Source organism: Lentzea sp. NPDC051838, assembly GCF_040681245.1.
Taxonomy (GTDB): Bacteria; Actinomycetota; Actinomycetes; order Mycobacteriales; family Pseudonocardiaceae; genus Lentzea.
Map to the genome: position 1 here is coordinate 1 of NZ_JBFAYI010000032.1, position 13,201 is coordinate 13,201.

Annotated in this window: 17 protein-coding genes; 10 read left to right on the forward strand and 7 right to left on the reverse strand. The window is 68.7% G+C overall.

What is annotated here, in order from left to right; genetic code table 11:
- Window positions 1-211: 211 nt before the first annotated feature.
- Entirely contained in the window at window positions 212-994 is a 783-nt protein-coding gene (locus AB0M24_RS39665; protein ID WP_363778800.1) for an alpha/beta hydrolase, read from the reverse strand.
- Window positions 967-1,854, reverse strand: a complete 888-nt coding sequence (locus AB0M24_RS39670; protein WP_363778802.1) for a diiron oxygenase — start codon at window positions 1,852-1,854, stop codon at window positions 967-969. Before AB0M24_RS39670 ends, AB0M24_RS39665 begins: the two co-directional genes overlap by 28 nt.
- 61 nt (window positions 1,855-1,915) lie before the next feature.
- On the opposite strand from AB0M24_RS39670, the gene AB0M24_RS39675 reads away from it, so the two are divergent.
- Entirely contained in the window at window positions 1,916-2,599 is a 684-nt protein-coding gene (locus AB0M24_RS39675; protein ID WP_363778804.1) for a TetR/AcrR family transcriptional regulator, read from the forward strand.
- Window positions 2,599-2,910: a DUF4873 domain-containing protein gene (locus AB0M24_RS39680; RefSeq protein ID WP_363778806.1), complete on the forward strand. Its 312-nt coding sequence runs from the start codon at window positions 2,599-2,601 to the stop codon at window positions 2,908-2,910. The genes AB0M24_RS39675 and AB0M24_RS39680 overlap by 1 nt, the downstream gene beginning before the upstream one ends.
- 49 nt (window positions 2,911-2,959) lie before the next feature.
- Here AB0M24_RS39680 and AB0M24_RS39685 read toward each other — a convergent pair whose 3' ends face one another.
- Together AB0M24_RS39685 and AB0M24_RS39690 are read right to left on the reverse strand one after the other, a co-directional pair.
- A complete protein-coding gene (locus AB0M24_RS39685; RefSeq protein WP_030474076.1) occupies window positions 2,960-3,184 on the reverse strand; it encodes a DUF3107 domain-containing protein in 225 nt (74 codons plus the stop codon).
- 43 nt (window positions 3,185-3,227) lie between these two features.
- The gene (locus AB0M24_RS39690; RefSeq protein ID WP_363778808.1) at window positions 3,228-3,872 is read right to left on the reverse strand and encodes a ferritin-like fold-containing protein; all 645 of its coding nucleotides are present in this window, start codon (window positions 3,870-3,872) and stop codon (window positions 3,228-3,230) included.
- A gap of 168 nt (window positions 3,873-4,040) precedes the next feature.
- On the opposite strand from AB0M24_RS39690, the gene AB0M24_RS39695 reads away from it, so the two are divergent.
- From AB0M24_RS39695 to AB0M24_RS39705, 3 genes are read left to right on the forward strand one after another with little or no spacing between them, the layout of a single operon-like run.
- The gene (locus AB0M24_RS39695; RefSeq protein WP_363778810.1) at window positions 4,041-5,672 is read left to right on the forward strand and encodes a DEAD/DEAH box helicase; all 1,632 of its coding nucleotides are present in this window, start codon (window positions 4,041-4,043) and stop codon (window positions 5,670-5,672) included.
- 4 nt (window positions 5,673-5,676) lie between these two features.
- The gene (locus AB0M24_RS39700) at window positions 5,677-7,014 is read left to right on the forward strand and encodes a hypothetical protein (RefSeq protein WP_363778812.1); all 1,338 of its coding nucleotides are present in this window, start codon (window positions 5,677-5,679) and stop codon (window positions 7,012-7,014) included.
- A gap of 7 nt (window positions 7,015-7,021) precedes the next feature.
- Window positions 7,022-7,900, forward strand: a complete 879-nt coding sequence (locus tag AB0M24_RS39705; RefSeq protein WP_363778814.1) for an alpha/beta fold hydrolase — start codon at window positions 7,022-7,024, stop codon at window positions 7,898-7,900.
- Here the strand turns inward: AB0M24_RS39705 and AB0M24_RS39710 are convergent, their stop codons facing one another.
- The 3 genes from AB0M24_RS39710 to AB0M24_RS39720 form a co-directional block, all read right to left on the reverse strand.
- Window positions 7,901-8,329 carry a hypothetical protein gene (locus AB0M24_RS39710; RefSeq protein ID WP_363778816.1) on the reverse strand — a complete coding sequence of 143 codons (429 nt, stop codon included), beginning with the start codon at window positions 8,327-8,329 and terminating at the stop codon, window positions 7,901-7,903. It lies immediately after the preceding gene.
- Window positions 8,326-9,633: an O-antigen ligase family protein gene (locus AB0M24_RS39715; protein ID WP_363778818.1), complete on the reverse strand. Its 1,308-nt coding sequence runs from the start codon at window positions 9,631-9,633 to the stop codon at window positions 8,326-8,328. Before AB0M24_RS39715 ends, AB0M24_RS39710 begins: the two co-directional genes overlap by 4 nt.
- Before the next feature lie 100 nt (window positions 9,634-9,733).
- Window positions 9,734-10,342, reverse strand: a complete 609-nt coding sequence (locus AB0M24_RS39720; RefSeq protein ID WP_363778820.1) for an A24 family peptidase — start codon at window positions 10,340-10,342, stop codon at window positions 9,734-9,736.
- A gap of 206 nt (window positions 10,343-10,548) precedes the next feature.
- On the opposite strand from AB0M24_RS39720, the gene AB0M24_RS39725 reads away from it, so the two are divergent.
- The 5 genes from AB0M24_RS39725 to cpaB all read left to right on the forward strand — a co-directional run bounded on the left by AB0M24_RS39725 (window position 10,549) and on the right by cpaB (window position 13,197).
- Window positions 10,549-10,737, forward strand: a complete 189-nt coding sequence (locus tag AB0M24_RS39725; protein WP_363778822.1) for a Flp family type IVb pilin — start codon at window positions 10,549-10,551, stop codon at window positions 10,735-10,737.
- Between the two features lie 2 nt (window positions 10,738-10,739).
- Window positions 10,740-10,889, forward strand: coding sequence for a Flp family type IVb pilin (locus AB0M24_RS39730; protein ID WP_363778824.1), 150 nt, complete (start codon window positions 10,740-10,742; stop codon window positions 10,887-10,889).
- A 71-nt stretch (window positions 10,890-10,960) separates the two neighbouring features.
- The gene (locus AB0M24_RS39735) at window positions 10,961-11,362 is read left to right on the forward strand and encodes a TadE/TadG family type IV pilus assembly protein (protein ID WP_363778826.1); all 402 of its coding nucleotides are present in this window, start codon (window positions 10,961-10,963) and stop codon (window positions 11,360-11,362) included.
- Window positions 11,350-12,432 (forward strand): TadE/TadG family type IV pilus assembly protein, encoded by a 1,083-nt coding sequence (locus AB0M24_RS39740; protein ID WP_363778828.1) that lies wholly within the window; start codon window positions 11,350-11,352, stop codon window positions 12,430-12,432. Before AB0M24_RS39735 ends, AB0M24_RS39740 begins: the two co-directional genes overlap by 13 nt.
- Before the next feature lie 15 nt (window positions 12,433-12,447).
- Window positions 12,448-13,197: a Flp pilus assembly protein CpaB gene (cpaB, locus tag AB0M24_RS39745; protein WP_363778830.1), complete on the forward strand. Its 750-nt coding sequence runs from the start codon at window positions 12,448-12,450 to the stop codon at window positions 13,195-13,197.
- Window positions 13,198-13,201: the final 4 nt, after the last annotated feature.

The following is a 13,201-nucleotide window of genomic DNA, read 5'->3' on the forward strand; positions in this document are numbered from 1 at the left end:
ACAGGCGTGCCATCAGCCTGCGCGCGGCGCTGGCCCCCTGATCAGATTGGCGGGGTTTGGGGCAGAGCTCCCAAGGGGAAGCACGCAACCGGAACTCTGACTACGCAACAGGGGAACGGCACGGACACGAAACAGCCACCCGCCGACGCAACCGGGGGACGACCTACGGACCCCACGCGCCGCGCCGACAGGCGCCTCCCCGCCAAAGCCCCTACATCAACGCAGCAATCCGACGAGCAACATCAGCAGACCGCTCAAACGGCAACATGTGCCCAGCCTTCGGATAAACAACAAACTCCGCACCAGGCAACGCCTCAGCCAACACCCGAGAGTGCCGCATCGGAGTAAGAACATCCCAAGACCCAGCCATCACCACAGTAGGAATGTCAGCCAACACGGCCAACGCCGCCCGCCGCTGATGCAACACGAGCTCTTCCCGGATCCCGACGAAGGCGCCACCGGTGGTGTTCCCCGCCATCGCCGCAGCCGCCCGCACATCCGCCCACTTAGGACGCCGCCCGAACGTAACCCTCAACCCAGGCGTGATCAAGCGGCCGAACCCGACCTTCGGCCGCTTGACCAGCCATTTCCCGGCAAGCCGCTCCACACCGCTCAACCGGGGCAGGTCCCCGCACGACGTGGCCACAAGTGCCACCCCCGTAACGCGCGAGAACACATCCGGACGCTGCTCAGCCAACGCCATGATCGTCATGCCACCCAACGAATGCCCGGCAAGCACGATCCGCCCAGCAGGCGCGAACTCCTCAAGCACAGCAGCCAAATCGTCAGCCAGCTCGGAAATCGTCCCCACCCCAGACGACCCACCATGGCCACGCACGTCGTAACGAACCACGCGCCCGGGCAACGCAGCAGCCACCCGATCCCACGTGGTCAGGTCCATCGTCCACCCGTGCAACAGAACCGCGGTCACGTCGGAGGAAACAGAAGACTCCGACGTGACGACGTTCAGCCGATCAAGAACGAGCGACGCCATGAGCGCATCCCCGGCCTTCCCACGAGTCCGGCCTCGTCCAAGAACGACATGATCCGCTCCCCGGACCACCGCAGGGTCTCCTGGAACCGCGGGTTCCCCAGCGCCGCACGCCGAGCCTCCCGGACGTCCAGCCCGACAGCCGCGTACACGGCGGGGTTGATGATCGTCCGCGTGATCATCATCGACACGTACCCGATCAACCACTTCTGGTACGGCAGCTCGAACCCGCGCAACTCCGCCATCCCGCGCGTCAGCTCCTCGCGCGCGAACCGCACGTGGCGAGCCTCCTCCAGCACGTGGATCCGGTTCACCATCCGCACGATGGGCTGGATCGAGGAGTCGTTCATCGCCTCGCGCTGCAACCGGTCGAGGATCTCCTCGGCCACCAGGATCGACCCGTACATCGCGGGCCCGTACCCGATCGTCGGCAGCAGCTTGCCCAGCCGGTGAGTAGAGCGAACAGGACCGTAGGCAGGGCATCCGATCCGCTCCACCAGGCGCGCGAACATCGTCGAGTGCCGGCACTCGTCGGCGACCTCGGTGAGCGCGTACTGGGCGTGCCGGGAGGTCGGGTCCGTGTTGTAGACGACCTTCACCAGCATCTGCATCAGCAGCAGCTCGAACCAGAGCCCCACCGACGCGATCGACGCGAGCTCGTGCTTCGACAGCTCGATGCGCTGCTCGACCGTCAACGACTCGTAGAGAGGAGTGCCGTACAAGGAAATGCGCTGCTCAGGGATGTAGAAGAGACCGTCCACCAGAGGTGCGGACCAGTCGATGTCCACCTCGGGGTCGTAGAACTTCTCCGCGGACGACTTCAGAAGCCTTTCCGCTGTCTTCTCCCGATCGGCGACCCTCATCGGTTGCCCTCCCCGGTAAGTGTTACTTGAGGTAACGGTTACTTCTGGTAGCGTGCGTCACATGGCACGCACTGTCAAGGGCCCAGACGCGCGACGTGAGCGGTGGAAGGGCCACCGCGAGCAGCGCCGGGCGGAGTTCGTGGAGGCCACGATCGCCGCGGTGGCCAAGAAGGGGCCGGACGTCGGCATGGAGGACGTCGCCGCCGAGGCGGGCGTCAGCAAGCCGGTGCTCTACCGGCACTTCACCGACAAGTCCGACCTGTACCTGGCAGTGGGCCAGAGGGCCACCGAGCTGCTGATGGACCGGATGGGTCCCGCGCTCGCCGCCGACGGCCCGATCCGCGAGCGCATCGAACGGATCATCGACGCCTACCTGTCGGTGATCGAGGAGAACCCGAACCTCTACCGGTTCGTCGTGAAGGGGTCCTTTGTGGACCGCCCGGTGGAGAAGGACGTCGCGCAGGAGGACAAGAACCTCATCGCCGCGACCCTCGCCCGCATCCTCGGCGACTACCTGCGCGCGTTCGACATGGACTCCGGCGGCGCGGAACCGTGGGCGCACGGACTCGTCGGCATGGTGCAGAACGCCGGTGACTGGTGGCTCGACCGCCAGACCATGTCCCGCGCGAACCTCAGCGACTACCTCGCCACGATCATCTGGCACGCCATCGACGGGCTGCTCCGCGACGCGGGCGTCCAGGCGGACCCGGCCAAGCCACTCACCCCACTCCGATTGGTGGACTGATGAGCGACGAGCACGACGAAGAGGGCTACACCGGCGAGGCAACGCTCATCTTCGGCACCGACGAGGTGAAGGTCGACGTCGACCTGCGCGGCTACTTCCAGCCGATCGACGGCCGCTACCACTGGTACGGCCGGATCAAGCAGAACGACGAGGTCACGACCCGCGTGGAAGCCGGCGCCCGCTCAGCACTCCTGCGCACCCCGACAGGCCAGGCGGAAGGCACCCTGACCGACCCCGACCCGTGGGCCCGCTACCGGATCACCGGCATCTCAACCCCGCCCTACAAGATCGAAGAGCCCGCCGAGAACTAAGAGAAAAGCCCCGGTCGGCAACGACCAGGGCTTTCTCGTTCAAGACGACTCAGGCGCCGAAACCGACCTTGCGCGAGTCCTGCGGGCCGATCTCCACGTACGCGACGCGGCCAGCGGGCACGACGAACCGCGCACCCTTGGCGTCCACCAGCGACAGCACGCTGGACTTGCCGGACACCGCGTCCGCCACCAGAGCCTCAACGTCCGACGGGTTGAGCTCACTGGTCACGACGAGTTCCCGCGGGCTGTCCGCGACGCCGATCCTGACCTCCACGCTGACCTCCGTGCTCAAAGAGAAAAACTCAAGCCGAGCCTACCTAGCCCAGACCCAGCTGCGTCATGCGCCGCGCGTGCGACTGCTGGAGCCGCCGGAACAGCTGACCGATTCCGGCGAGGTCGCCAGAGCCCCGCACGATGAGCTCCGAGAGCCCGTCCCGCTCCGCCACCACGTACTGGGCCTGCGTCAACGCCTCGCCGAGCAGCCGGCGGCCCCACAGCGCGAGCCGGTCGCGGACGCGCGGATCCGACTCCACGGCGGCCAGGACTTCGCGCTCAGCGAACGCCGAGTGGCCCGTGTCGGCGAGCACGGCGAGCACCAGCTCGCGCGTCGGCTCGTCGTCGAGCCACGACCCCACCTCGCGGTAGAAGTCGGCGGCCAGACCGTCGCCCACGTACGCCTTGACCAGCGACTCGAGCCACGACTTGGGGCTCGTCGACTCGTGGAAGGCGTCGAATCCCTTCACGAACGGCGCCATCGCGTCCTCGACGGCGATGCCCTCCGCGGCCAGGAACTTCTGCAACTGCGTGAAGTGACCGATCTCCGCGGCGGCCATCTGCGCCAACGCGGCGCGCCCGGCCAATGTCGGCGCCGAGCGCGAGTCCTCCGTCATCCGGTCGAAGGCCGAGAGCTCGCCATATGCAAGCGCTCCCAGAAGATCGACAACACCCTCCGCAACACCCATGGAAACGAACTCTAGTGGTCAATCGCGTCTTGCCAGGTAGAATGACCTCGGACGCCCGGCGTGACGAGTGTGACGAACCGCCGCGAGGCGCACGAAATGTGCGCGTACATCTCTCCCGCAGCTGACAAAGAAGCGCGGTCGAGAGGCCCGGCCAGGGCTCGTACGCGCTTGGTACGAGAGAGGCTGATCACCCTGACCGCTGAAGTAGAAGCACATCTGAACCCGGTCCTGCTGGAGCACAGCGAGGCCGGAGTCATCGAAGAAGACACGTCGCACCCGCTGCAGGCCAACGCCCCGGTGCGCACCGACTCCCCCACGTTCGCCGAGCTGGGAGTCCGCAACGAGATCGTCAAGGCCCTCGGCGAGGCGGGCATCGAGCGCGCGTTCGCCATCCAGGAGCTGACCCTCCCCATCGCACTCGCCGGCGACGACGTCATCGGCCAGGCGCGCACCGGCACCGGCAAGACCCTCGGGTTCGGCGTGCCGCTGCTGCACCGCCTCGACACGCCCGGCGACGGCACCCCTCAGGCACTTGTGGTCGTCCCCACCCGTGAGCTGTGTCTCCAGGTCGCGCACGACCTCACCGACGCGTCGAAGCACCTCGGTGTGAAGGTCGCCGCCATCTACGGCGGCATCCCGTACGAGCGGCAGATCGCGCAGCTGCGCAAGGGCGTCGACGTCGTGATCGGCACGCCCGGCCGCCTGCTCGACCTGGCCGAACAGCGCCACCTGGTGCTCGGCAAGGTCCGCATGCTGGTGCTGGACGAGGCCGACGAGATGCTCGACCTGGGCTTCCTGCCCGACATCGAGCGCATCCTGAACATGGTCCCGGACAAGCGTCAGACGATGCTGTTCTCCGCGACCATGCCGGGCCCGATCATCACGCTGGCCCGCACGTTCCTCACGCAGCCGACGCACATCCGCGCCGAGGAGAACGACGCCGGCGCCACGCACGAGCGCACCAAGCAGTTCGTCTACCGGGCGCACTCGCTCGACAAGCCGGAGATGCTGGCCCGCGTGCTGCAGGCGCGCGACCGGGGCCTGTCGATGATCTTCGCGCGCACGAAGCGGACCGCGCAGAAGGTCGCCGACGACCTGACCGAGCGCGGGTTCGCCGCGGCCGCCGTGCACGGTGACCTGGGCCAGGGCGCCCGCGAGAAGGCGCTGCGGGCGTTCCGCAGCGGCAAGGTCGACGTGCTCGTGGCCACGGACGTCGCGGCGCGCGGCATCGACATCGACGACGTGACGCACGTCATCAACTACCAGTGCCCCGAGGACGAGAAGACCTACGTGCACCGCATCGGCCGCACGGGCCGGGCCGGGCGCGAGGGTGTCGCCGTCACGTTCGTCGACTGGGACGAGGAGCTGCGCTGGAAGTCCGTCAACGAGCTGCTGAACCTGGGCATCGACGAGCCGGTGGAGACCTACTCCACGTCGGATCACCTGTTCGAGGACCTGGGCATCCCGTCCGGCTCCACGGGCAGGCTGCCGCTCAGCCACCGCACGCGTGCCGGTCTGGACGCGGAGGAAGAGGAGAAGCTCGACAACGGCAAGCGCAAGAGCCGTCGTCGTCGGGGCAGCTCCAAGGGCTCGGAGCAGGCCGTGCCCGAGGCGACCGAGGAGACCAGGCCGAAGCGCACCCGTTCGCGCACGCGCAGCCGGTCCGGCGTGCCGGTCGAGGGTCAGCAGGCCGAGGCACCGGCGACGACGGAAGCCGCTGAGAAGCCGGCCTCCGACAAGCCGCGCAGGCGCCGTCGTCGGCGTTCCTCTGCCGAACAGGCCGCACCTTCGGCAGACTGATCACATGTCGTCCCCCGGTTCCGACGTCACCGACATCGAGGACGTCCTCGACGAGCCCGCGCACGAACCCGTGTCCGAGCCCGTCGAGGACCGTCCGCCCGCCAGGTCCTGGCGCACCCGCACCGACTTCATCGCGGTCGCGCTGATCGCGGTCGTGTCGATCACGGCGTCGGTGCTGACCTGGGCGTTCAGCGATGCACGTGCCACGACGTCGGTCACCGGACCGGCGTCGTGGGAGCAGCTGCCCGAGGTCACGGCGCTGCCTCCGACGCTCGCCGAGGTGTGGCGCGCGCGCAGCGGCGCCACCCAGTGGCCGATCGTCGTGCAGACCCCGCTGAAGGAAACCGGCGAGGAGAAGCCGTCGACCGTGGTGACCGGCGACGGCGGTGAGGTCAACGGGCGCGACCCGCTGACAGGTGACGTGCGGTGGACGTACAAGCGCGACCTGCCGCTGTGCGTGGTCGGCACGGGTCAGGGCCGCGCGATGGCCGTGTACTCCAAGGGCACCAACTGCTCGGAGATCACCGCGCTCGACGGCATCACCGGCGCGCGGCAGGCCCAGCGCAACGGCGACGCGGAACCGGACACGGCCCTGCTCAACGAGGGCTCGCACCTCATCATGACCGGGTCGAAGTACATCGAGGCGTACCGCAAGGACGACCTGGTGAAGTCGCTGGAGTACGGCAGGCTCCGCGCGATCGTGAACCCGAACAAGCAGCCGCGCGTCGGCTGCACGTACGGCTCGGTCGCGGTCACGTCCGGCAGGTTCGCGCTGATCGAGCGCTGCCCCGACGACGGCTCCGACCGCATCACGGTGCAGAAGCCGAACCCGGACAAGGCAGAAGACCCGAAGGTGTTCACGAGCGTGCTGACCGGCGGCAGGAACGCGCAGGTCGTGGCCGTGACGGAGAAGCTCGTCGCGGTCGCGCTGCCGGACCCGAGCCGCATCGTCGTGTTCGACGCCGAGACCGGCAACCAGATCACCGAGGTGCCGATCGACGTGCCGGCTTCGGACTTCACCGAGCCGCCGCACCACGTCGCGCGCAGCTTCACCACCAAGACGAACGTCTTCTGGTTCAGCGGTTCCAAGACCATCGCCCTGTCGCTCGAGACGCTCACTCCACTGTGGACGGCGAACGACACGCTGGGTGCCGGTACGACCCTCGCGGGCCGCGCGGTCATCCCGGTGAAGGACGGCCTGCGGGTGTACGAGCAGGCCACCGGTGAGCTCGTCGGCACGGTCCGGGTGAAGCGCGACGGCTACACCGGCCCTGTGCAACTCGCCACAGCCGGTCCCGTTGTGCTCGAGCAGCGTGGCGAAACCCTGGTCGCGCTGCGATAGTTCCCTCGTGTACTCGCAGCTCAGCCCGCACCGGGCACAACGCGTCGACCTGCCAGGCCGATACGGCACGATCGCGGCGCTGCGCGCGCCCGCGGTCGGCGACGACGCGTTGCGCACGACGGCGCTGCTCGTGCCGGGTTACACGGGTTCCAAAGAGGACTTCGCGCCGATGATCGATCCGATCGCGGACGCCGGTTTCGAGGTGCTCGCGATCGACCTGCCCGGCCAGCAGGACTCGCCTGGCCCTGCCGACGAGGCGCTCTACCGCCCTGGTCCGCTGGGGTCCGTGATCGCCGAGCTGATCGAGAAGATGGTCGCGGACGGCAGGAAGGTGCTGCTCCTCGGCCACTCCTACGGCGGCATGGTGGCACGCGCGGCGGTGTTCGCCGGTGCCCCGATCTCGGGTCTCACGCTGATGTCGTCCGGCCCGTCCGAACTGCCCGCCGGCGAGCGCCGCACGGTGCTGGAGGTCGGCGAGCACGTGCTGAACGAGCAGGGCGTCGAGGGCACGCAGAAGCTGAACGAGCTGCGGTCGGCGCAGAACCCGGCCTACGCGGCGCTTCCGCAGGAGCTGAAGGACTTCTACCGCAACCGGTTCCTGGCCTCGCCCGCCGCCGCGTTGCTCGGCATGGGCAACGGCCTGCGCTACGAACCGGACCAGGTCGCGAAGCTCGCCCGCGCGCTGCGGTCGTCGGGCATCCCGGCGCTGGTGGTGTGCGGCGACGCCGATGACGCGTGGAGCCCAGCCGCTCAGCGCGACATGGCTGAGCGGCTGGACGCCGACTTCGCGGTGCTGCCAGGCGTGATGCACTCCCCGAACACCGAGGCACCGCACGAGCTCATCGCCACGCTGCTGCCGACCTGGCGGGCGTGGCTGACCTCCTGATCAGTACTGGAGCTTGATCACGGCCTCGTGGCTCGCCGAGTTCGGCCACGCGCTGAGGTCGGCCTTCGCGAACGCCTCGCCGGGCCAGAACGCCAGGTTCGTCGCGGCGATGGACAACGTGGTGGTCTCGAACCCACCGGTGCACGTGACGGACTTGGAGGCACCGCCGGAAGCGATGCGTCCCCACACGTTCTGCGTGAGGCTCACGTTCAGGTAGGGCGACGACGTACCCAGCGGGCACGCGTAGGTGACCTGGACCTCGGCCACCGCACCCCACGCCTTGAGCTTGGCGGGCCCCTCGACTCTGACCGCGGACAACGAAGGCGACTGCGCGCTCACGTCCGCCATGACCGGTGCGACCGACGCGATGATCGCGCCGCCCGCGACGGCCGCGACGGCCAGTGCCTTGCCCCCGGAAATCTTCTTCATGCTCTTGTCCCCTCTGCCATTCCGTCCTCAGTGGACGGAAACCCCAGACCTGCGCACAGACCGGCCACGACGAGCACCACCGGCAGGTGCCACAGGAAGTCGAAACCGCTGTGCACCAGCACGACGACGACAGCCGCCATCGCCCCCGGCCACAACGAAGTCCCGCGCCCTCGCCACATCGCGACCACCACAGCGGCCACGACCCCCAGCGCCGCCAACAGCCCTACAGCCCCCAGTTCGACGAGCACCTGGAGGTACTCGTTGTGCACATAACGCATGACACGGGTGCCCTGGTTGCCCGCGTCGAAGAAAAAAGATCCATTTCCTGGTCCGGTGCCGAGGAGCGGCGAGCGGGAGACCAGTTCCAGCGCGGCTTCGGTGGCACCACCGCGGTCCGGTGAGCTGAACGAGACGCGCGTGGCCAGCCGGTCCGAGAAGGCGAACGCGGTCGCCGCGCCGCCGGCTGCCAGCAGCACCGCCACCGGCACCGCGAACCGCCCGAGCCTGCGCAAACCCAACGCCACCAAGGCTCCCGCGATCAGCCCGGCGACCGCGAGCAACGGCCGCGGCTCGTCGGCGACCCGCATCGACGGCAGCAGCGCACCGACCGCGACCACCGCCCCGAGCAGCACCGGGGTGGCCGTGACGATCGTCTTCTTGAAGCCCCCGAACACGCACAGCACCATCAGGCCGGCGGCCAGCGCGATCACGCCGGCGCGGCTCATGGTGGTGCCGATCCCCGTGCACAGCAGGAAACCCGTCATCGACGTGACCTGCGACGGCTTCAGGACCAGCGACAACACCGCGGCGGCGGCCATCACGGCGGCAGCGGCGTTCGGGTAGGTCAGCGTGGACGCGGCGCGCAGCAGCCCTTCCGCGACCGTCGTCCAGGCCGGGATCCGGAACACCACGGCCACCCAGCCGGTGAACGCGACCAGCGCGCCCACTCCCGTGACGACCGTGGCGAGCAGCTCGCGCTGAGCCAGATCAGCTTGTGCCGCAACGAGAACGGCACCGACGAACACTCCTGCCGCTGCCACCGTCGGCAGAGACGACAGCACGTCGCCTTCGAGCAGCCCGCGGACGACGGCCCACAACGCGAGCGATCCTCCCAGTGCCGCAAGGAGGTTCGGCTTCGGCCGGGCGAGCACGAGTGCCACCCCGACCAGCAGCCCGGACATGACCCGGCCCGGCAGGTAGTACCCGCCCTGCGCGACAACGGCCGCGGCGAACCCGGCGACCACGAGCAAACTCGGCATCGGCAACGCGACGGTCTCCCGGCGCACGCCAACGGCGTCCCCCACCACCATTTCAGGCCCCCCAGCCCTCGAAACCCGCCTCCCCCAGCGGATCGAGAGCACACTCTAAGGGGCGGACGTCGCCGTGCGGAAGCCCGAATTCCGGTCAGCTGAGCAACACCGCGGTGAACGCGCCGAGCAACATGAACGGCCCGAACGGCAGCGTGCTCTTGAGCGTGACCCGCCGCAGGAGCAACAGGACCAGCGACACGACGGCCGACAGGATGAACGCGAGCGCGGCGCCGAGGAGCAGCACGGGCCAGCCGAGCCACGCCAGCGCCATGCCGATCACGCCGGACAGCTTCACGTCTCCGTAGCCCATCCCGGCCGGGTTCAGGAACTCCAGCACGCGGTAGAGGAACGCGAGCAGCAGCCCGCCGAGCACCGCGCGGCCGAGTGCGCCGATCGTGCCTCCGGTCAGCGCGGCCACGGTCAGCAGGATCAGCACCGCGGGATACGCGGGCAGCGTCAGCACGTCCGGCAGCCGCCGCACAGCCGTGTCGATGAACGCGAGCGCGACCCCGACCGCGCCGAGGCAGGCGAACGCGAGGACCTCCACCGAGCCGGCGAACTTGATCGCGAGCACGGCCAGCACGGCCGCCGACACCAGCGGCAGCGCGATGCCGGTGCGCGTGAACCGGTTGACCAGGTCGCGCAGCGCGAAGCCGGACGCGAGTCCGCCGACAGCACCGCCCACGGCCCAGAGAAGAGTCATGCGGCTGACGGTAAGGCTCTCTAGGTCTCGACGGAACGTGACAACGCCAGGTCTGGCCGAGAGGTCGACAGCGTGTCCCCCGATCGACCGACATGTCCCCCGATCTGCGGGTTCGTTACACCTCTTCGTCCGATACCGAACCCTGGCGATGGTCACGCAGAGTTGCGGAGTCCTGAAACGGCATCCCAATCCCCCAGGAGACCGCCATGCTCACGTTCCTCAGCTACGTGCAGACGTTCCTGACCCGCACCCTGAAGCGCGACGACGATCGCGGCGCCACCGCCGTCGAGTACGGCCTGATGGTCGCCCTCATCGCGGTCGTGATCATCGCCGCCGTCACGCTGGTCGGCACCGACCTGCTGGCGCTGTTCAACAAGGTCGCGGCAGCGATCTGACCATGCGGCGCGCACGCGAATCAGACCGTGGCGCCACTGCCGTCGAGTACGGCCTGATGCTGGCGCTGATCGCGGTCTTCGTCCTGGTCGCCGTCACCGCGATCGGAGTGGACATGAACGCCATGTTCAACAAGATCGCCGACATCCTCTGATGGCTGAAGTCTCCTGTCCCGCGCGGCCGGTGATACCCCTCCACCGGCCGCGCACCTTCTTCGGAGCGGTCATGACCACTGAAGCTCGCGATCGCGGCGCGACCGCTGTCGAAGTCGCCTTGCTGATGCCCATCCTGCTGGTGCTGGTGATGGGCATCGTCGACTTCGGGCGCGCGTTGCACGCCCAGATCACCCTCACCCAGGCGGCCCGCGAAGGTGTCCGCGTCGCCGCGCTGGGCCAGCCGAACCCCACTGGCCGCACGCAGAACGCCGCCATCGGGCTGAGCAGCGTCGGCGTCGCGGTCACCGCCTGTCCCGCCGGTTCCGCGGGAAGCGCCAGTGCCGAGGTGGAGGCCACCTACACGTTCGAGTTCGTCACTCCGGTCGGTGCCCTCGCCGGTGCACTCGGCGGCGGTGGCTTCGGCGACCCGATCACGTTGAGCGCCAAGGGAGTCATGCCGTGCGAAAAGTGAGGAGCGACGACCGCGGCGCGCTCGGCGTGCTGATCGCCATCCTGCTCGGGTTCGGCGTCCTGTTCGGCATGGGCGCGATCGTCATCGACGTCGGGTTCATCTACCAGGAGCGCGCCGAGCTGCAGAACGGTGCCGACGCGGGTGCGCTCGCCGTCGCCCGCGGCTGTGCGACCGGCGCCTCGACCTGCCTGGTGAACAAGGCCAACTACTTCGCCAACCACAACGCCAAGGACGGCGTGTCCACTGTGGACAAGGTGTGCGGCTTCGACGGCAACGGCGTGCTCTCGTCGTGCTCCGCCTCGGCGGGCACGATGATCGACTGCCCGGCCACGCCGGCGTCCGGCACCAAGTACGTGGACGTGCACACCTCGACGCAGACGTCCGGCGGGAGCACGCTGCTGCCGCCCGCCTTCGCGAGAGCGCTGGCCAACAACGGCTCCTATGACGGAACCCGCGTGCACGCCTGCGCCCGCGCCACGTGGGGCCCGCCGAAGACCGCGACCACCATGGCAATGACGATCTCGTGGTGTGAGTGGAACGAGGCGACGTCGAACGGCACGAACTTCGGCCCGCAGCCGCCCACGACACCGCCGCTGTCCGTGCACCGGGTGCTCAAGCTGCACACGACGGGTGGCACGACGTGCCCGAGCGGTCCCGCGGGTTCGGACGGTCCCGGCATGTTCGGCTGGGTCGACGACTCGGGTTCCGACTGCTCGGTGCTGATCAACGACAACACCTACAGCGCGGACACCGGCGCCTCCGCGGGCAAGGACTGCAAGACCGCGCTGGCGGACGCGTACGCCTCGCGGAAGCCCGTCTTCTTCCCGATCTACACCTCGGTCACCGGTACCGGCACCGGCGGCACGTACACGCTCTCCGGCTTCGCGGGCTTCGTCGTCACCGGCTACTGGCTCCCCGGCGCCAACCAGAAGGACTGGCTGACCGGCAAGAACGAGTGCACCGGCTCGGACAAGTGCGTCGCCGGCTACTTCGTCGAGGGTCTGCTGCCCAACACCGGCACGATCGGCGGCCCCGACCTCGGCACCTACATCGTCCAGCTCTCCGGCTGAAACCCAGGAGTTGTCATGAAGAACCGCGCATTCATCATCGTCCTGGCAGCAGTGCTGGCCGTCTGCGGCAGCGCCGGGGTGTTCCTCTACGTCCGCAACGCCGACTCCCGCGCCATCGCGGGCCAGCAGGCGGTCACCGTGCTCGTCGCGAAAGACCGGATTCCCGCCGGAACAGCCGGGGACAAGCTGGCAGACCTCGTGGAACAGCAGCAGATGCCCAAGAGCAGCGTGCCGGCGAACGCGATGTCCTCAGTGGACTCCTCGGTCGCGAGCCTCGTCACGTCGTCGGAGGTCGCCGAGGGCCAGCTGCTCACCAAGACGCTGTTCACCGAGGCCGCGTCGCTGGCCAAGGGCATCTCGATCCCCGACGGCATGATCGCGGTGACCGTGCCGACAGAGGCCTGGCAACGGGCAGGCGGGCTCATCCAGAAGGGCTCGAAGGTCGCGGTCTTCGACACCTTCACCGTCATGGAGGGCAAGGGGAACACCCCGGCCGGTGATGGGCTTTCCAAGCAGTACGAACGAAACCAGTCCACCCGCCTGCTGCTGACCGGCCTCGAGGTCCTCTCCGTCGTCGACGAGAAGCAGGCCGCGGACAACGGCGACGTCGGCAAGGCGATCGTCACGGTCGCGGTGAAGCAGGCGGACGCGGAGAGGCTCATCCACGGCCAGCAGACCGGAACGCTCTACTTCGCACTGCTCGGCGGCAAGTCCGAGATCGCGCCGGGCAACGGCGTCGACAACCGCTCCCTGTTCGGAAACTGAGGCG

Excerpts from the sequence above, each read along its gene's own strand:
- AB0M24_RS39665 (WP_363778800.1), bottom strand. The coding sequence starts at position 994 with ATGGCGTCGCTCGTTCTTGATCGGCTGAACGTCGTCACGTCGGAGTCT.
- AB0M24_RS39670 (WP_363778802.1), bottom strand. The coding sequence starts at position 1,854 with ATGAGGGTCGCCGATCGGGAGAAGACAGCGGAAAGGCTTCTGAAGTCG.
- AB0M24_RS39675 (WP_363778804.1), top strand. The coding sequence starts at position 1,916 with ATGGCACGCACTGTCAAGGGCCCAGACGCGCGACGTGAGCGGTGGAAG.
- AB0M24_RS39680 (WP_363778806.1), top strand. The coding sequence starts at position 2,599 with ATGAGCGACGAGCACGACGAAGAGGGCTACACCGGCGAGGCAACGCTC.
- AB0M24_RS39690 (WP_363778808.1), bottom strand. The coding sequence starts at position 3,872 with ATGGGTGTTGCGGAGGGTGTTGTCGATCTTCTGGGAGCGCTTGCATAT.
- AB0M24_RS39700 (WP_363778812.1), top strand. The coding sequence starts at position 5,677 with ATGTCGTCCCCCGGTTCCGACGTCACCGACATCGAGGACGTCCTCGAC.
- AB0M24_RS39710 (WP_363778816.1), bottom strand. The coding sequence starts at position 8,329 with ATGAAGAAGATTTCCGGGGGCAAGGCACTGGCCGTCGCGGCCGTCGCG.
- AB0M24_RS39720 (WP_363778820.1), bottom strand. The coding sequence starts at position 10,342 with ATGACTCTTCTCTGGGCCGTGGGCGGTGCTGTCGGCGGACTCGCGTCC.
- AB0M24_RS39725 (WP_363778822.1), top strand. The coding sequence starts at position 10,549 with ATGCTCACGTTCCTCAGCTACGTGCAGACGTTCCTGACCCGCACCCTG.
- AB0M24_RS39730 (WP_363778824.1), top strand. The coding sequence starts at position 10,740 with ATGCGGCGCGCACGCGAATCAGACCGTGGCGCCACTGCCGTCGAGTAC.
- AB0M24_RS39735 (WP_363778826.1), top strand. The coding sequence starts at position 10,961 with ATGACCACTGAAGCTCGCGATCGCGGCGCGACCGCTGTCGAAGTCGCC.
- cpaB (WP_363778830.1), top strand. The coding sequence starts at position 12,448 with ATGAAGAACCGCGCATTCATCATCGTCCTGGCAGCAGTGCTGGCCGTC.